This is a genomic window from Streptomyces polyrhachis (assembly GCF_042663125.1).
GTDB lineage: Bacteria > Actinomycetota > Actinomycetes > Streptomycetales > Streptomycetaceae > Streptomyces > Streptomyces polyrhachii.
Genome location: NZ_JBHSZO010000052.1, coordinates 14,779 through 32,074, shown reverse-complemented (window position 1 = coordinate 32,074; position 17,296 = coordinate 14,779). Strand labels below are relative to the sequence as shown.

General features: G+C 72.9%; 17 protein-coding genes. 12 read left to right on the top strand and 5 right to left on the bottom strand.

All coding sequences use genetic code 11. The features are described from left to right. The 3 genes from sucB to aceE form a co-directional block, all read left to right on the top strand. Window positions 1-1,043 (top strand): 2-oxoglutarate dehydrogenase, E2 component, dihydrolipoamide succinyltransferase (sucB, locus tag ACFQLX_RS23820; RefSeq protein ID WP_386418325.1); only part of this gene is annotated, 1,043 nt, incomplete at its 5' end. Between the two features lie 175 nt (window positions 1,044-1,218). Further along, the gene (locus tag ACFQLX_RS23815) at window positions 1,219-1,860 is read left to right on the top strand and encodes a GntR family transcriptional regulator (protein WP_386418323.1); all 642 of its coding nucleotides are present in this window, start codon (window positions 1,219-1,221) and stop codon (window positions 1,858-1,860) included. 279 nt (window positions 1,861-2,139) lie between these two features. Then, on the top strand, window positions 2,140-4,866 hold the full coding sequence (gene aceE / locus ACFQLX_RS23810) for a pyruvate dehydrogenase (acetyl-transferring), homodimeric type (RefSeq protein WP_386418322.1): 2,727 nt from the start codon (window positions 2,140-2,142) through the stop codon (window positions 4,864-4,866). Window positions 4,867-4,915: 49 nt separating this feature from the next. On the opposite strand, the gene ACFQLX_RS23805 is transcribed toward aceE, so the two are convergent. After that, a complete protein-coding gene (locus ACFQLX_RS23805) occupies window positions 4,916-5,887 on the bottom strand; it encodes an SDR family oxidoreductase (RefSeq protein ID WP_386418320.1) in 972 nt (323 codons plus the stop codon). Window positions 5,888-6,011: 124 nt separating this feature from the next. On the opposite strand from ACFQLX_RS23805, the gene ACFQLX_RS23800 reads away from it, so the two are divergent. After that, complete coding sequence (locus ACFQLX_RS23800; protein WP_386418334.1) at window positions 6,012-6,533, top strand: DUF4240 domain-containing protein; 522 nt, start codon at window positions 6,012-6,014, stop codon at window positions 6,531-6,533. Window positions 6,534-6,571: 38 nt separating this feature from the next. Here ACFQLX_RS23800 and ACFQLX_RS23795 read toward each other — a convergent pair whose 3' ends face one another. Beyond that, window positions 6,572-7,075: a GNAT family N-acetyltransferase gene (locus ACFQLX_RS23795; protein ID WP_386418318.1), complete on the bottom strand. Its 504-nt coding sequence runs from the start codon at window positions 7,073-7,075 to the stop codon at window positions 6,572-6,574. A 49-nt stretch (window positions 7,076-7,124) separates the two neighbouring features. On the opposite strand from ACFQLX_RS23795, the gene ACFQLX_RS23790 reads away from it, so the two are divergent. After that, complete coding sequence (locus ACFQLX_RS23790) at window positions 7,125-8,033, top strand: TIGR01777 family oxidoreductase (protein WP_386418317.1); 909 nt, start codon at window positions 7,125-7,127, stop codon at window positions 8,031-8,033. A 136-nt stretch (window positions 8,034-8,169) separates the two neighbouring features. Then, window positions 8,170-9,585, top strand: a complete 1,416-nt coding sequence (locus ACFQLX_RS23785) for an NAD(P)/FAD-dependent oxidoreductase (RefSeq protein ID WP_386418316.1) — start codon at window positions 8,170-8,172, stop codon at window positions 9,583-9,585. Between the two features lie 23 nt (window positions 9,586-9,608). Here ACFQLX_RS23785 and ACFQLX_RS23780 read toward each other — a convergent pair whose 3' ends face one another. Then, a complete protein-coding gene (locus ACFQLX_RS23780) occupies window positions 9,609-11,072 on the bottom strand; it encodes a regulator (RefSeq protein WP_386418315.1) in 1,464 nt (487 codons plus the stop codon). Between the two features lie 179 nt (window positions 11,073-11,251). On the opposite strand from ACFQLX_RS23780, the gene lipB reads away from it, so the two are divergent. The 4 genes from lipB to ACFQLX_RS23760 all read left to right on the top strand — a co-directional run bounded on the left by lipB (window position 11,252) and on the right by ACFQLX_RS23760 (window position 14,160). Then, window positions 11,252-12,049 carry a lipoyl(octanoyl) transferase LipB gene (gene lipB / locus ACFQLX_RS23775; RefSeq protein ID WP_386418313.1) on the top strand — a complete coding sequence of 266 codons (798 nt, stop codon included), beginning with the start codon at window positions 11,252-11,254 and terminating at the stop codon, window positions 12,047-12,049. Between the two features lie 131 nt (window positions 12,050-12,180). Next, a complete protein-coding gene (gene lipA, locus ACFQLX_RS23770; RefSeq protein ID WP_386418312.1) occupies window positions 12,181-13,119 on the top strand; it encodes a lipoyl synthase in 939 nt (312 codons plus the stop codon). A gap of 90 nt (window positions 13,120-13,209) precedes the next feature. Continuing rightward, window positions 13,210-13,452: a hypothetical protein gene (locus ACFQLX_RS23765; protein WP_386418332.1), complete on the top strand. Its 243-nt coding sequence runs from the start codon at window positions 13,210-13,212 to the stop codon at window positions 13,450-13,452. A gap of 9 nt (window positions 13,453-13,461) precedes the next feature. Then, window positions 13,462-14,160, top strand: a complete 699-nt coding sequence (locus ACFQLX_RS23760; RefSeq protein WP_386418310.1) for a DUF4191 domain-containing protein — start codon at window positions 13,462-13,464, stop codon at window positions 14,158-14,160. Window positions 14,161-14,271: 111 nt separating this feature from the next. On the opposite strand, the gene ACFQLX_RS23755 is transcribed toward ACFQLX_RS23760, so the two are convergent. After that, window positions 14,272-14,739 (bottom strand): RDD family protein, encoded by a 468-nt coding sequence (locus tag ACFQLX_RS23755; RefSeq protein WP_386418330.1) that lies wholly within the window; start codon window positions 14,737-14,739, stop codon window positions 14,272-14,274. 220 nt (window positions 14,740-14,959) lie between these two features. Between ACFQLX_RS23755 and glnA the strand changes: the two genes are divergently transcribed. Together glnA and ACFQLX_RS23745 are read left to right on the top strand one after the other, a co-directional pair. Next, on the top strand, window positions 14,960-16,375 hold the full coding sequence (glnA, locus tag ACFQLX_RS23750; protein WP_386418308.1) for a type I glutamate--ammonia ligase: 1,416 nt from the start codon (window positions 14,960-14,962) through the stop codon (window positions 16,373-16,375). A 195-nt stretch (window positions 16,376-16,570) separates the two neighbouring features. Beyond that, a complete protein-coding gene (locus ACFQLX_RS23745) occupies window positions 16,571-16,900 on the top strand; it encodes a hypothetical protein (RefSeq protein ID WP_386418306.1) in 330 nt (109 codons plus the stop codon). Window positions 16,901-16,998: 98 nt separating this feature from the next. On the opposite strand, the gene ACFQLX_RS23740 is transcribed toward ACFQLX_RS23745, so the two are convergent. Further along, window positions 16,999-17,238: a hypothetical protein gene (locus ACFQLX_RS23740; RefSeq protein ID WP_386418305.1), complete on the bottom strand. Its 240-nt coding sequence runs from the start codon at window positions 17,236-17,238 to the stop codon at window positions 16,999-17,001. Window positions 17,239-17,296 lie beyond the last annotated feature (58 nt).

Sequence of the window (17,296 nt, the reverse complement as noted above, 5' to 3'; positions counted from 1 at the left end):
CCCCGGCCGCCGCTGCCCCGGCTCCGGCCCCGGCTGCCGCACCCGTGGCCGCCGCTCCGGCCCCGGCGCCCGTCGCCACCCCCGCGCCGGCCGTCGCCCCCCGTGCCGCCTCCGGTGACACCGGTGGCGCGTACGTGACCCCGCTGGTGCGCAAGCTGGCCGCCGAGAACGGCGTCGTCCTGGGCTCCCTCAAGGGCACCGGCGTCGGCGGCCGGATCCGCAAGCAGGACGTGCTCGACGCCGCCGCGGCCGCGAAGGCCGCCGCTTCGGCGCCGGCCGCCGCTGCCGCCCCGAAGGCCCCGTCCTTCGAGGCGTCGCCGCTGCGCGGCCAGACGGTGAAGATGCCGCGGATCCGCAAGGTCATCGGCGACAACATGCTGAAGGCGCTGCACGAGCAGGCGCAGCTCTCCTCCGTGGTCGAGGTGGACGTCACCAAGCTCATGAAGCAGCGGGCCCGCGCGAAGGACGCCTTCGCCGCGCGCGAGGGCGTCAAGCTCTCGCCGATGCCGTTCTTCGTCAAGGCCGCCGTCCAGGCGCTGAAGTCCAACCCGTCGGTCAACGCCCGGATCAACGCGGACGAGGGCACGATCACCTACTTCGACACCGAGAACGTCGGTATCGCGGTGGACTCGGAGAAGGGCCTGATGACCCCGGTCATCAAGAACGCCGGCGACCTCAACATCGCCGGTATCGCCCGGCGTACGGCGGAGCTGGCGGGCGCGGTGCGCTCCAACCGGATCAGCCCCGACGACCTGTCCGGCGCGACCTTCACGATCAGCAACACCGGCTCGCGCGGTGCGCTGTTCGACACGGTCATCGTCCCGCCGAACCAGGTCGGCATCCTGGGCATCGGCGCGACCGTCAAGCGCCCGGTGGTCATCAACGACCCGGCGCTGGGCGAGGTCATCGCGGTGCGCGACATGACGTACCTGACGCTCTCCTACGACCACCGCCTGGTGGACGGCGCCGACGCGGCCCGCTACCTGACGACGGTCAAGGAGATCCTGGAGTCCGGCGAGTTCGAGACCGAGCTGGGTCTCTGACCCCTCCGCCGCAGGAACAGGGGCTCGCGCCCCGTACGGTGCCCCGCCCGGGTCCAACTCCCGGGCGGGGCACCGTTGTGCGTGCCGCCGGCACCGTCGTACGGGAGTCCGCGCGGCCCGGCGCTCCGGGGGGAGATAATGGCCCGCGTCCCCCGCGCCCTCCAGGAGCCCCCCGATGACCGCCTCCCCCGGCCCGTCCGCCCCGATCGCGCACTCCCTGCGCGAGCACATCCGCGAGCACATCGTGGAGGGCATCATCAGCGGGCGCTGGCAGCCGGGCGAGCGGATCGTGGAGCGGCGGGTGGCCACCGAGCTGGAGGTCAGCCAGACGCCCGTACGCGAGGCGCTGCGGGAGCTGGAGAGCCTGCGGCTGATCGAGTCCTCGCCCAACAAGGGCGTGCGGGTGCGCAGCCTCACGGCGGCGGACCTGGAGGAGATCTATCCGGTACGGGCCGGGCTGGAGCAGATCGCGGCGGAGCTGGCGGCGCCGCGGCTGGGCGCGGACGCCTCGGTGCTGGACCCGCACGTCGCGGCGCTGCGGGAGGCGGACGCGGCGGGGGACGCGGAGGCGCAGGTGCGCCACACGGTGGGCTTCCACCGGGAGTTGGTGCGGGCGGCGGGCAACAGCGTGCTGCTGCACACCTGGGAGGGGCTGGGGATCGAGGTCTTCACCTCGCTGTCGATCCGGTGGCTGGGGACGCGGCAGGAGGCGTACGCCGAGGAGCACCGGGAGATCGTGGCGGCGTTCCGACGCGGCGACCCGGGGGTCGCGGAGCTGGTGAAGGCGCACGTCCTGGGCTGCGCGCCGCATCGGTAGGGCGCCCGTCCTCCGGGTCACGTCGCGCTTCGGGCCCCCCGCACCCCCGGTCGGCGCTGCGCGCCTCGTCCTCGCCGCGTCCGGCAGCGGGCCCTGCCCGCGGGCCGGACGGGCTGGAGCGGTGCCTGCGCCCGCCCCCTCCGTCCCGCCAGCCAACCGCTCCGGTATCTTCCCTTCGCCCCGATTCGGCGCGACACTTCGTGCCGTACCTTTTGGCACCCCGTGCCGACTTTTCGGGCTAGCTTTGATCGATCATCGATCAGACGTACAGTCGGCGGCATGACCGAATCCGTCACCGACGTACGGGCGGAAGACACCCCCCTTCCCCGCCCGAGCGCGCTCGACCAGCTGGTGGACCGCGACCCGCAGGAGACCGCCGAGTGGCGCGAGTCCCTCGACGCCGTCGTCCGGCACGCCGGCCCCGACCGGGCCGCCCAGCTGGTGCGCCGCACCGTGGAGCACGCCACGCACTCCGGGCTGGACGTGCCCGTGCTGTCGCAGACGCCGTACCTGAACTCCATCCCCACCGCCGCCGAGCCGCAGCTCCCCGGCGACCCGGAGCTGGAGGCGCGGATCACCGCGTGGGACCGGTGGAACGCCGCCGCGATGGTCACCCGCGGCTCCAGGCTCGGCCTGGGCGGCCACATCGCCACCTTCGCCTCCGCCGCCTGGCTCTACGAGATCGGCTTCAACCACTTCTTCCGCGGCAAGGAGGCGGACGGCTCCGGTGACCAGCTCTTCATCCAGGGCCACGCCTCCCCCGGCGTCTACGCCCGCGCCTTCCTCGACGGCCGCCTGAGCGAGGAGCAGCTCGACCACTTCCGCCAGGAAGCGGGCGGCAGGGGGCTGCCCTCCTACCCGCACCCGCGCCGGCTGCCGTGGCTGTGGGAGTTCCCCACCGTCTCCATGGGCCTGGGCCCGCTCTCCGCGATCTACCAGGCGCGCTTCAACCGCTACCTGCACCACCGCGGGATCAAGGACACGGCGAACTCGCACGTCTGGGCCTTCCTCGGCGACGGCGAGATGGACGAGCCGGAGTCGACCGCCGCCCTGGCGCTCGCCGCGCGCGAGGGCCTGGACAACCTCACCTTCGTCGTCAACTGCAACCTGCAGCGCCTCGACGGACCGGTCCGCGCCAACTTCAAGATCGTGCAGGAGCTGGAGGCCCAGTTCCGCGGCGCCGGCTGGAACGTCGTCAAGTCCCTCTGGGGCTCCGCCTGGGACGGGCTGCTGGCGCTGGACACCACGGGCGCGCTGGTACGCCGGCTGCGCGCCGTTCCGGACGCGCAGTTCCAGACGTACCAGACCCGCGACGTGCCCTACATCCGCGAGCACTTCTTCGGCGCCGAGCCCGCGCTCGCCGAGCTGGCGAGGCTGCTGACGGACGCGCAGATCGCCGAGTGCTTCCACACCTCGCGCGGCGGCCACGAGCCCCGCAAGGTGTACGCGGCCTACCGGGCGGCGCTCGCGCACAAGGGCGCGCCCACGGTCGTCCTGGCGCAGACCGTCAAGGGCTACACCCTGGGCGGCGGCTTCGAGTCGAAGAACGCCAACCACCAGATGAAGAAGCTCTCGCACGACGAGTTCCGGGCGATGCGCGACCGCCTCGACCTGCCCATCCCGGACAGCGCGTTCACCGACGGGCCCGTCCCCTACGGCCACCCCGGCGCCGACTCCCCCGAGATCCGCTACCTCCAGGAGCGCCGCGCCGCCCTGGGCGGTCCGGCCCCGGCCCGCCGGCTGCACGCCTCGGCCGCGCTCCCCGCGCCCTCGCCGCGCGCCTTCGAGGCCGCGTACAAGGGCTCGGGCACGCAGCCGGTCGCCACCACGATGGCGTTCGTGCGGCTGATGAAGGACCTGATGCGGGAGAAGGAGACGGGCCGGCGCTGGGTGCCGATCGTCCCCGACGAGGCCCGCACCTTCGGGATGGAGTCGCTCTTCCCCTCGGCCGGCATCTACTCGCCGCTCGGCCAGACGTACGAGCCGGTCGACCGCGACCAGCTCATGTACTACAAGGAGGCGCGCGACGGCCAGATCCTCAACGAGGGGATCACCGAGGCCGGCGCCATGGCCGACTTCATCGCCGCCGCCTCCTCGTACGCCACGCACGGCGAGCCGATGATCCCCTTCTACATCTTCTACTCGATGTTCGGCTGGCAGCGCACGGCCGACCAGATGTGGCAGCTCGCCGACCAGCTCGGCCGCGGCTTCATCGTCGGCGCCACCGCCGGCCGCACCACCCTGACGGGCGAGGGCCTGCAGCACGCGGACGGCCACTCGCACCTCATCGCCGCCACCAACCCGGCCTCGCTCAACTACGACCCCGCCTTCGCCTACGAGGTCGCGGTGATCGTCAAGGAGGGGCTGCGCCGGATGTACGGCGAGGCGCTGCCGGGCGAGGACCGGGACGTCTTCTACTACCTCACCGTCTACAACGAGCCCAAGCCGCAGCCCGCGATGCCAAAGGGCGTCGAGGAGGGCATCCGCAAGGGCCTCTACCGCTTCAACACCTCCGAGCTGACGGACCCCCGGGCCCCGCGCATCCAGCTGCTGGCCTCCGGGACCGCCGTGCACTGGGCGCTCGACGCCCAGCGGCTGCTCGCCGAGGACTGGGGTGTCGCGGCCGATGTCTGGTCCGCCACCTCGTGGAGCGAGCTGCGCCGCGATGCCCTGTCCTGTGACGCGGCGCAGCTTCGGGGCGAGGACCGGGTCCCGTACGTGACCCGCGCCCTGGCCGGGGCACCCGGCCCGGTCCTCGCCGTCAGCGACTGGATGCGCCAGGTGCCCGACCAGATCGCGCAGTGGGTGCCCGAGGACTACTCCTCGCTCGGCACCGACGGCTTCGGCCTCTCCGACACCCGCGCGGCGGCCCGCCGCCACTTCCGGGTGGACGCGGAGTCGATCACGCTGGCGGCGCTGGGGCAGCTGGCGCGGCGCGGGCAGGTCAAGCGCGAGTCGCTCCCCGAGGCGGCGGAGCGCTACGGACTGGGCTACGGGCTGGACTGAGCCCGACCGGCCCGGCCGCCTCCCCGGGCCGGGCCCCCGATCCGGCGGACTACCGGTAGTCCGCCGGATCGGGCTCCTCCCCCGCGAAGACCCGGGTGAAGTACCCCCAGGCGTCCGGCTGCGAGCCGTCGGCGTCCGTGAAGCCGTACTCCCGGGCCAGCTGGCCGCTGGAGAGCGACCGCCCGTTCCACCGCGACCGCTCCCCGTCCGCCGCGAGCGCCGCCACCGCGCGGCCCACGTAGGCCGGGGACTCCGCCACCGCGAAGTGCGGCTGCTCGGCCACCGCGTCGCGCCAGTTCGCCTCGGTGACGCCGAAGGTGTCCAGCATCTGCTCCGAGCGCAGGAAGCCCGGGGTGACGCAGACCGCCGTCGCGCCGAAGTCCTTCAGGTCCTGGGCGAGGTCGAAGGCCATCCTGATCGGGGCGTTCTTCGTCAGGTCGTAGTAGAACTGCTCGCGATAGCCCTTGTTGCTCTCCGCGGTGCCGTCCGTCACCTCCACCACCAGCCCGCCCGGCTCGCGGATCAGCAGCGGCAGCGCGAAGTGGCTGGTGATGATGTGGGAGCGCACGCCCAACTCCAGCATCCGCAGGCCCCGGTCGAGCTCGATCTCCCACATCCGCTTGCCGAACTCGATCAGATGCTCACCGCCCCAGATGTCGTTGACCAGCACGTCCAGCCGCCCCTGCTCGCGGTCGACGCGCTCGACCACCGCCCGCACCTGCTCGGGGTCGAGATGGTCCGCCGGCACGGCGATGCCCCGGCCGCCGGCCGCGTCCACCAGCTCCGCGGTCTCCTCGATCGTCTCGCCGGCGCGGCCGACCTCGCTCACCCGCTGCCGGGTCGTGCGCCCCGTCACGTAGACCGTCGCCCCGGCCGCCCCCAGCGCCACGGCGATGGCGCGCCCCGCTCCCCGGGTGGCTCCCGCCACGAGCGCGACCCTGCCGTCCAGTGCCTTCCCCGCCTGCTCCGCCTTCTCCGTCTTCCCCGCCTGCTCCGTCTTCCCCGTCTGATGAGTAGCCATGGACCGAGCATGGCGGACGCCACTGACAATTCATGGCCTCCCCGGACAGACCCGCCCCGCCGCACGGCGGATCGCCGCACTCCGAGTGCGCGCGGGGCCCGCAGGCACGATGCTGGGGGGCGTGATGGACGAGACGGAGTTCTGGGCGCTGGTCGACAGCACCCGCGAGGCTTCGGAGGGCGACCCCGAGGAGCACGCGGACCTGCTCGTCGAGCGCCTCGCGCAGCTCGACCCCGACTCCGTGGCGGACTTCGCCCGGCACTTCGAGTCCCGGCTGAGCCGCGCCTACCGCTGGGACCTGTGGGGCGCGGCCTGGGTGCTGCTGGACGGAGCCGGCGACGACGTCTTCGACGCCTTCCGCTGCTGGCTGATCGGCCAGGGCCGGGAGGTCTTCGAGGGCGCCCTGCACGAGCCGGACGAACTGGCCGAGCTGCTGGACGGCTTCGACGAGGAGGAGGACGGCGAGGCGGAGGCGCTGCGCTACGCGGCCGACGAGGCGTACGAGCAGCTCACCGGCCTGGAGATCCCCGAGCCCGAGCTGCCGCCCCCGCCGCCGGAACCGAGCGGTGAGGCGCTGGACTTCGAGGACGACCGCGTCCTGGCGGAACGTTTCCCCAAACTCTGGGACCGCTTCCGCACCGACTGAGCCCGCCGCCCGTCCCGCACCGGCCCCCCGCACGGCCCTCACACCGGCAGCGACCGCGCCATCAGCACGTCGTCCACCAGCTGCCCCTCCAGCCAGAACTCCCCCGGCAGCACGCCCTCCACCGTGAAGCCCTCCGACTCGTACAGCCGCCGGGCCGGCAGGTTGTGCCCCAGCACCCGCAGGGTGAGCCGCACCGCGCCCTGCCGCCGGGCCAGCTCCCCGGCCGCCCGCAGCAGCCCCCGGGCGGCGCCGCGCCCGCGCGCCCAGTCGTCCACGGCGAGGCCCTGGATCTGGCGTACGTGGGCGTTGCTGGCCAGGCTGGTCGGCGGCGCCACCCGGATGTAGCCGGCGAGGCGGCCGTCGGCCTCGGCGACCAGGTACTCCTGCGGCCGGTGGCGGGCGTCGAAGAAGGGGTCGTACGGCGGCCCTCCCCCGACGGGCTTGGGGGTGACCGCGTGCAGCGGCGACCAGGTGCGGATGTCGAGATCGCGCAGTTCGTGCTCGTCGGAGTACTCGGCCGGCCGTATGAAGAGACTGGACATCCCTCCAATCTGCCAGGCGCCGTTCCGTCCGCGGGCCCGGACGGACAGGATGTCACCCATGCGTATTGCCGTCACGGGGGCGTCGGGGCTGCTTGGCTCGGCGCTCACCCGCTCCCTTCAGCAGGACAGCCACCAGGTCGTACGACTCGTACGGCGCGAGCCCGCCACCCCCGGGGAGGTGCGCTGGGACCCCGAGGGCGGGCATCTCGACACCGCGCGCCTGGGCGAGGTCGACGCCTTCGTCCACCTCGCCGCGAAGAGCATCGGCATGCGGCGCTGGACGGCGCCGGTGAAGCGCGCGCACTGGGACAGCCGGGTGCGCGGCACCGCGACCGTCGCCCGCGCCCTCGCGGCGATGGAGCGCCCGCCCCGCGTCTTCGTCTGCGGCTCCGCGGTCGGCTACTACGGCGACACGGGCGAGCGGCGGACGGACGAGGGCGCCGGGCCCGGTACGGGCTTCCTCGCCGAGATGGTCCAGGCCTGGGAGGGCGCCGCCGAGCCCGTCGAACGGGCCGGCGTGCGCACGGTGTTCGCGCGCTCCGGGCTGGTCGTCGCCCGGCACGGCGGCGCCTGGGGGCACCTCTTCCCGATCTTCCGGGCGGGACTGGGCGGACGCCTGGGCGACGGGCGGCAGTTCTGGAGCTTCATCGCCCTGCACGACCACGTGGCGGCGATGCGCCACCTCATCGACCCTCCCTCGCCGGCCGCGGCGCTCTCCGGTCCGGTGAACCTCACCGCGCCGGAACCGGTCACCAACCGCGAGGTCACCGCCGCCATGGGCCGGGTGCTGCACCGCCCGACGGCGCTGACGGTGCCCGCGCCGGCGCTGCGGCTGGTGATGGGCGACTTCGCCGACGACATGCTGGGCAGCCAGCGGGTCGTCCCGGCGAAGCTGCTCGACTCGGGCTTCTCCTTCGCCTTCCCCGGCATCGAGCAGGCGGTACGGGCGGTCGCGTGAAGCGGACGCGGTGTGACCGGAAACCGCTGTGGCGACGGCGGTGATTCGGGTAGGAGTCAGCCGGGTTGGGCATGAAACAGGCGCCATGAAGCGATAAAGAGCGCTCGGCCCCGACTTCACACCCCCAGGAGGATCCGTGCCCAGCAGCGCACGACGTACGCAGGCGGGAAGCCCGGAGCGCAGGGCCGACGTGGTGATCGTGGGCGCGGGGATCTCCGGGCTGGCCGCCGCCCGGCAGCTGACCGGGGCCGGCCTCTCGGTGGTGGTCGTGGAAGCCGGTGAGCGCGTCGGCGGGCGGATGGCGACGGAGAGCGTCGACGGCTTCCTGCTGGACCGGATGCCGCAGCTGCTCAACACCTCCTACCCCGAACTCGCCCGCACCCCGGGGCTGTCCGCCCTGCCGCTGCGGCCCTTCCCCGGCGGGGTGGCGGTCGTCTCCGAAGGGCGGCGGCGCCTGCTGCGGCCCGGCTCGCGGGGCCTGGAGAGCGGCCCGGTGGTCCCCGGGCAGCGCACCGGTCCCGGCAGCACGGGGCCCGCACGCGCCGCGGTACGCGCCCTCGCCGGCGCGGCCCGCGCCGGCGACCGCACGCCGCTGGGCGGCGCGGTGGACCACGCCCGCCTCGCGGCCTGGCTGGCCCGGCTGACCGCGGTCCCCGTACCGCGCCTGCTGGCCCGCCCCGAGCGCACCGCCGCCCGGGCGCTGGCCGCCGGTCCGCTGCCGCCGCGCGTTGCCGAGGGGATGCTGCGGCCGCTGCTGACGGCGCTGCTGTGCGATCCGGAGCTGGGGACGTCCAGTCGGGGCGCGGACCTCGCCCTGCGCGGCTTCGCCCTCGGCGCGCCCTGCCTGCCGCAGGGCGGCGCGCAGACGATCCCCCACCTGCTGGCGGAGTCCCTTCCGCGCGAGGCGGTCCGTACCGGCGTGGAGGCGGTGGCCGTCTCCACCACCTCGGTGACCACCCGCGGGCACGGCACGCTGCACTGCCGGGCGGTGCTGGTCGCCACCGGCGCGCGGGCGGCGGCCGAGCTGCTGCCGGGACTGCGGCTGCCCGCCTTCCACCCCGTCTCCGTGCTCCACCACACCCTGCCCGCCGGCGAGCAGCCCCCCGACGGCGAGGCGGCGCTGCTGCTCTCCGGTGCGGGCGAGGGACCGGTGGCGTACTCGTTCGTCGCCAGTGGCGTCGACCCCGGCCGCGCCCCGGCCGGGCGCACCCTCGTCACCTCGACGGTGCCGGGCGCCGCGGCCCGCGATCCGCTGCGGGTGCTCGACAAGGCCGTCCGGGGTCAACTCGGCCGCCTGCACGGCACGCACGCCGAGCGCTGGGAGCTGCTGGCCGCCTACCACGAGCCCGACGCGGTCCCCGCGATGGCGCCCCCGCACGACGCGCGCCGCCCGGTGCGGATGCTCGCCGGGCTCTATGTCTGCGGCGACCACCGCGACACCTCCAGCGTGCAGGGCGCCCTGCACTCCGGCCGCCGCGCGGCCCGGGCGCTGCTGCGCGACGTGGGGGTGGCCCCTCAGGAGACCCCGGAGGGGGCTTTACGGGCGGCGTAGCCCCGAGAACCCGCCCGGGGTCCCTACCTGGCCCCCGCCAGGCTCAGCGCCGCCGTACGGTCCCGGTACGCCCGTGCCGGGGCCGCGTCGCGGTAGGGCTCCAGACGCTGCTCGAAGTCGCGCACGTACTCCTGCGCCCGCGTCGAGCGCATCTCCGCCGCCGCGTGCGCCGCCTCCGCCGCCAGCGCGCAGGCCGACTCCAGCTCCCCCAGCCCCAGCCGCGCCGTCGCCAGCACCAGCCGGCAGAACACCCGGCTGCGCGCGTGCCCCTGCCCGCGCAGCTGCAGCGCCCGCTCCGCGTGCTGGACGGCGGCCCGGAACTGCTGCAGGTCCCGATGGCAGTGCCCGAACTCGTCCGCCTGCTGCGCCTCGTCGTACAGCCGCGCCCAGTACGGCACCTCGTCCCCCGGCCGCGCCGCGCGCAGCGCCAGCTCCGCGCGCCCCATCGACGTCGTGCACGCCCGCACCTCGCCCAGCACCGCGTGCCCGCGCGCCTCCGCCGCGTGCATCAGCGCCTGCACCACCGGCACCGCCGCCCCGCCCACGCCCTGCTGCGCCACCCGCGCCAGCTGCACGGCCTCGCGCCCGTGCCCCAGATAGACCGCCTGGCGGCTCATCGTGACCAGCACGTACGCCCCGTACGCCCGGTCCCCGGCGGCCTGCGCCAGCCGCAGCGCCTGCACGAAGTAGCGCTGGGCGAGGCCGTGGGCCGCGATGTCGTACGAGGTCCAGCCGGCCAGCCGGGTCAGCTCGGCGGTCGCGGCGAAGAGCCGGCGCCCCACCACCTCGTTGTACGAGCCGCGCAGCATCGGCTCCACCTCGTGCTCCAGATAGCGCACGAGCGCCTGGCGGGCGTGCCCGCCCCCGTACGCCTGGTCCAGTGCGCGAAACAGCTCCGCCACGCTGCGCAGCGCCGCGATGTCGCCCTGCGTCACCCGCTGCCCCGCCCCCTCGGGCCCGCGCCCGCGCAGCGCCGGGCCGCGCACCTGGGCCGGCACCCGGGGGGCGTCCGGGCGCGCCCCCGCCTCCCCGCGCGCCACCCGCTCGTCGCTGCGCCCGATCAGCCAGTCCCGGCTGGGCACCACCAGCCCGGCCGGAGTGAACGCGATCTTCCGCAGCTCCGCCTGGCTGCCGGTGTCCTTGCGCCAGAGCCCGGCGACGATGTCGACCGCCTCGGTGGGGGACGCGGCGAACTCCAGCCCCGCGTAGACCGGCGTGCAGGCGTCGAGCCCCAGGTCCTGGGCGGAGAAGCGGCGCCCGAGCCGTCGCGTGAAGACCTCGGCGATCAGCGCCGGTGTCGTCCCCCGCGGCTGCTGCCCGCGCAGCCAGCGGGTGACGGACGTCTTGTCGTATCTCAGGTCCAGCCCGTGCTCCTGCCCCAGCTCGTCGACGCGGCGGGCCAGCCCTGCATGGGAGAACCCGGCCTCGGCGATGAGCGCGGCGAGCCGGCGGTTGGGAGTGCGCTGTGCGGATCGTTCCGTCGTCACCTGTCGGATCTCCTGCCTGGCCTCGTAGAACGGCGTGAATGTAGCTACCCAGGACGCCCGCCTCACCACCTTCGTCCCCTATTCATCCGATCGTGTGAGAACACCCGAGGCATGGACCGCTCGCGCGGCGGTCGTACAGTGGCTGGGGAGATACCACTTACAGATCGGGAGTGCCGCCCGTGTCGACACTGGACTTCGTCCACCTGGGCTTCGGCGAGGACGCCGTGGAGTACCAGGCGGCCTGGCAGGAGCAGCGCCGGGTGCACGCGGCGCGTTTCGCCGACGAGAGCGCGGACACCGTGCTGCTGCTGGAGCACCCGCCCGTCTACACGGCCGGGCGGCGCACGGCGGAGAGCGAGCGCCCCCTGGACGGCACCCCGGTGGTGGACGTCGACCGCGGCGGCAAGATCACCTGGCACGGCCCCGGGCAGCTCGTCGGCTACCCGATCCTGAAGCTGCCGCGTCCGGTGGACGTCGTCGCCCACGTGCGGCGGCTGGAGGAGGCCCTGATCCGCACCTGCGCGGAGTTCGGGCTGGAGACCACCCGGATCGAGGGCCGCAGCGGCGTGTGGGTGCTGGGCGACGCGGTGGAGCAGCGCCCCGCCCCGGGCGGCTCCTCCCTGGGCGGCCTCGCCCTCGACTTCGACCCCCGTCTGCAGGACGAGGAGTTCGACCCCCGCCTCAACGGCCCCGAGTACGCCCCCTCCAACGCCGGCCAGCGGCGCGAGGACCGCAAGCTGGCGGCCATCGGCATCCGGGTCGCCAAGGGCGTCACCATGCACGGTTTCGCGCTCAACTGCGATCCGGACAACACCTGGTTCGACCGCATCGTGCCCTGCGGCATCCGCGACGCGGGGGTGACCTCCCTGTCCAACGAGCTGGGCAGGCGGGTGTCCGTCGCGGAGGCCGTCCCCGTGGTGGAGCGGCAGCTGCGGGAGGTCCTCGCCACCGCCGAGCCGCTGCCGCGGGCCGTCTGAGGCGGGCGAGAACGGGCGAGGGGGTCGGGCGCGAGCGCGGCGCGGGAGTCCGTACGGCCGCGGGACGACCCGCACAACGCAAGGCGTACCCTGGGATACGCCGAAGAATCGAAAGCTGAGGAGCCCCGGACGTGTCCGCTGTCGCACCCGACGGTCGCAAGATGCTCCGCCTGGAGGTCCGGAACGCCCAGACCCCCATCGAGCGCAAGCCCCCGTGGATCAAGACCCGCGCGAAGATGGGCCCGGAGTACAACGCGCTGCAGAGGCTCGTCAAGGACGAGGGCCTGCACACGGTGTGCCAGGAGGCGGGCTGCCCCAACATCTTCGAGTGCTGGGAGGACCGCGAGGCGACCTTCCTCATCGGCGGCGAGCAGTGCACGCGGCGCTGCGACTTCTGCCAGATCGACACGGGCAAGCCGGCCGAGCTGGACCGCGACGAGCCGCGCCGGGTCGCGGAGTCCGTCCAGCAGATGGAGCTGAAGTACGCCACGATCACCGGCGTCGCACGCGACGACCTCGACGACGGCGGCGCCTGGCTGTACGCGGAGACGGTCCGCCGGATCCACGCCCTGATGCCCGGTACCGGCGTCGAGCTGCTCATCCCCGACTTCAACGCCGTCCCCGAGCAGCTGGCCGAGGTCTTCTCCTCCCGCCCCGAGGTCCTCGCGCACAACGTGGAGACCGTACCGCGCATCTTCAAGCGCATCCGCCCGGCCTTCCGCTACGAGCGCTCGCTGGAGGTCATCACCCGCGCCCGCGAGGCGGGGCTGGTCACCAAGTCCAACCTGATCCTGGGGATGGGCGAGGAGCGCGCCGAGGTCAGCCAGGCGCTGCGCGACCTGCACGAGGCGGGCTGCGAGCTGATCACGATCACCCAGTACCTGCGCCCGACCCCGCGCCACCACCCCGTCGAGCGCTGGGTGAAGCCGGAGGAGTTCGTGGAGCTGCAACAGGAGGCCGAGGAGATCGGCTACGCCGGTGTCATGTCGGGGCCGCTCGTGCGTTCGTCGTATCGTGCGGGCCGGCTCTACCGGCAGGCGGTCGAGCGGCGGGCGCGCTCCGCCGCCTGAGGAGCGGGTCCACCGCCCGACGTGGCCTTCACCACTCTTTTATGGGCGTTTGACCCACTGGTCACGCGCTGGTAACACCCAAGAGTGAGCATGGAAGCCCAGCACGGTCCGTCCACGCCAGGAAAGGTCACCGCCATGCAGCCGCTCCCCGCCCGTACGGCCGCCTCCGAGACCCTGCGCACCATCGAGCGGATGCTGATGCGCGGCGGGCAGAGCACCGCCCGGCGCAACGCCTGGAACGCGGTGCTCGAGGACCGCCGCCGGGCGCGCGACCGCCGGGAGACCGAGCAGGTGATGGGGGCCACAACGCTGCGGAGCGCGCGGCCCACGTAGAATTCGGCCATGGCCACCGCATCCCCCGAGAACAGCCCTGGGCGACTGAAGCAGATCGCCCTGACGTACAAGATGACCAAGAAGGCCGATCCCGCGATCGGTCTGTGGATCGCCGGCACCGGTCTGGTGATCCTCGGCATCCTCCTGGGCATCGGTTTCGCCCTCGGGCACCCGGTCTACCTGGGCATTCTCGGTGCGTTCCTGGCTCTGCTCGGCATGGCGATCGTCTTCGGCCGGCGGGCCGAGCGGGCCGCCTTCGGTCAGATGGAGGGCCAGCCGGGCGCCGCGGCGGCCGTGCTGGACAACATGAAGCGCCAGTGGACGGTCACCCCGGCCGTGGCGATGAACCGCAACCAGGACCTCGTGCACCGCGCGGTCGGCAAGGCGGGCATCGTCCTGGTCGGCGAGGGCAACCCGAACCGGGTCAGGAGCCTGCTGGCCGCCGAGAAGAAGCGCATGGCGCGGATCGTCGCCGACGTGCCGGTCCACGACATCGTGATGGGCGACGGCGAGGGCCAGGTCCCGCTGAAGAAGCTGCGCGCCACGATCATGAAGCTCCCCCGCGTCCTCACGGGCGCCCAGGTCACGCAGGCCAACGACCGCCTGAAGGCGCTGGGCGACCTGATGTCGAACATGCCGGTGCCCAAGGGTCCGATGCCCGGCTCGAAGGGCATGCGGATGCCGCGCGGCGGTGGGCGGACGCGCTGACCCCGTCCGTACGCGGCACGTACGGCGAAGAGGGCCGGAGCACGATGCTCCGGCCCTCTTCGCTGTCCTCGACCGCGTCCTGGGCGCGGGCCCCGCGTGCGGGAGCGTGTGTCAGATCCGGACCTCGACCGAGCGGGCCAGTCGGTCGTGGAGGCCGCGGGTGTCACGGTCCCAGACCACCGCGGGGACGATGAGGCAGACGAGCAGGGCGCGCAGCGCGGACCGTACGAAACCGAGCCGGGCGCCGTCCGCGCCGACGACCCGGATGCCCAGGAGGCGCTTGCCGGGGGTCACTCCGATGGTCCCCACCGTGAGGACCGCGAGGAGGAAGTAGACCGCGAGGGTCCACAGGGACAGCGCGCGCGGTTCGCCACCGGCGAACAGGCCGTATGCGATGACCCAGCACAGCATCCAGTCGAGGTAGAGCGCCGCGATCCGCCGGCCGACCGGCGCGATCGAGCCGCGTCCCTCCCGGGGAAGCCCCAACTGCTCGCCGCGGTAGCCGAAGTCGACTCCCATCGACTCCGCCGCCGCCCTGGGGCCGGAGAGCCACGAACCCGCTGCCTGACGTCTGTCCATCTCTGCCACGCGTCCACCGTACGCGCCCGCGCGGGGGACCCGGCCGCCCGGGGCCGTACTCCCGGATCCGGAAGACCAGGCTGGTTAACATCGACGAAACAATCGGGTCATGCTCGAGAAATCCCGGACTCCTAGGGTCGGGGCGGGCATGCCACCGCACTGGCGTGCCGAAGCGCCGCAATCCCGCCGCAGCTCCGCTGCCGGGATAAGGAGGAGTGGGATGTTCCAGAACGCCGATGAGGCCAAGCAGTACATCGCGGACAACGACATCAAGTACGTGGATGTCCGGTTCTGCGACCTGCCGGGCGTCATGCAGCACTTCACGGTGCCGGTCGAGGCCTTCGACCCGACCGAGACGCTGATGTTCGACGGCTCGTCGATCCGCGGCTTCCAGGCCATCCACGAGTCCGACATGGCGCTGGTGCCGGACCTCTCCACGGCGCGGGTGGACCCGTTCCGCAAGGAGAAGCATCTCAACGTCAACTTCTTCATCCACGACCCGATCACCGGCGAGCAGTACAGCCGCGACCCGCGCAACGTGGCGAAGAAGGCCGAGGCGTACCTGGCCTCCTCCGGGATCGCCGACACCGCGTACTTCGGCCCCGAGGCCGAGTTCTACGTCTTCGACAGCGCGCGCTTCGAGACCACCGCGAACCGCTCCTTCTACGAGATCGACTCCGAGGCCGGCGCCTGGAACTCCGGCGCGCTGGAGGACGGCGGCAACCGCGGCTACAAGGTCCGCTACAAGGGCGGCTACTTCCCGGCCCCGCCGGTCGACCACTTCGCCGACCTGCGCGCGGAGATCTCCACCGAGCTGATCCGGGCCGGGCTGGAGGTCGAGCGCCAGCACCACGAGGTCGGCACGGCCGGCCAGGCGGAGATCAACTACAAGTTCAACACGCTGCTCGCCGCCGCCGACGACCTGATGCTCTTCAAGTACATCGTGAAGAACGTCGCCTGGCGCAACGGCAAGACCGCGACCTTCATGCCCAAGCCGATCTTCGGCGACAACGGCTCGGGCATGCACGTCCACCAGTCCCTGTGGACCGGCGGCGACCCGCTCTTCTACGACGAGCAGGGCTACGCGGGCCTGTCGGACACCGCGCGCTACTACATCGGCGGCATCCTCAAGCACGCGCCGTCGCTGCTGGCCTTCACCAACCCGACGGTGAACTCCTACCACCGCCTGGTCCCGGGCTTCGAGGCCCCGGTGAACCTGGTCTACTCGCAGCGCAACCGCTCCGCGGCGATCCGCATCCCGATCACGGGCGCCAACCCGAAGGCCAAGCGCATCGAGTTCCGCGCGCCGGACCCCTCGTCCAACCCGTACCTGGCCTTCTCGGCGCTGCTGATGGCCGGCCTGGACGGCATCAGGAACAAGATCGAGCCGGCCGAGCCGGTCGACAAGGACCTCTACGAGCTGGCCCCCGACGAGCACGCGAACGTCGCCCAGGTCCCGACCTCCCTCCCGGCGGTCCTGGAGGCCCTGGAGGCCGACAACGAGTACCTCCAGTCGGGCGGCGTCTTCACGCCGGACCTGATCGAGACGTGGATCGACTACAAGCGCACGAACGAGATCGCCCCGATCCAGCTGCGCCCGCACCCGCACGAGTTCGAGATGTACTTCGACATCTAGGATCCCGCAGGCCACAGCCGGCTACCGCCACCCTGGTCCGGCTACGAGCCGTGGGCCGCGCCTTCCGAACCGGAAGGCGCGGCCCACGGCTCGTTCCAGGTGACCGCAGCGGTGGCCCTGGCTTGATCAACCGGAGTGCTGGACTGAGTAGTTGCACTCATGACGGTGGTCGTCGAGGACTGCAGACTCGTGCCCATGACCGCACTGACGCACAAACTCAGGCGTCCGCCCCTTGGAACCGAGGTTGCTCTCACCCTTGGCCTGGTGCTCATCGACGTCGTTGCCGGCGGCTGGATGCTGTTCGCTGTGGGGATGACGACGTTGTCGGACACCGACGGCAGCAAGATTGCCGACGCTGCGGGCCTGGCCCGGGAGTGCGCCTGGTGGCTGCTCGGGGGCGGGTGCCTCAGCGCTGCCGGATTGTTCGTGCTGCGCTGCGCCGTAGCAGGAACCGTCCAGCTCGTCCTCCTCGGACTTGCCGCACTGGCGTTCGCCAGCTCCTGGCATGCCGGGCCGGGTGGGTGATCCGACCTGTGCCGGAGACCCGGTCCAGGGCCGCACGCTGGAGCATCTGCGCAGGTCGAAATCCCTCCGAAACACTTCAGGAAAATTGATCCTGCGTGTCAGTGCAAGGTCATCCAGAGCGCCACAAAGCCGCCGGCGAGCACGCCGACGCCACCAAGTGTCCGCACAAGGACATCGGCTCCCTTCAGACTCATCCGCCCGGGGTTCTGCTGTTCGCAGGCCGGCAAGAAGAGCTCCGTAAGTCCCCGGACGTTGAGGAGCGACACCAGGCCGACGCCTGTCAGGATCAGCCCGAAGATCACCCCGCCGACATGCACCGAACCTCCACGCGGCTCCATGATCCTTCGTGGGCCATGGGGGCCGCGGATCCGGCGCATCACTTCTTCGACATCCGAA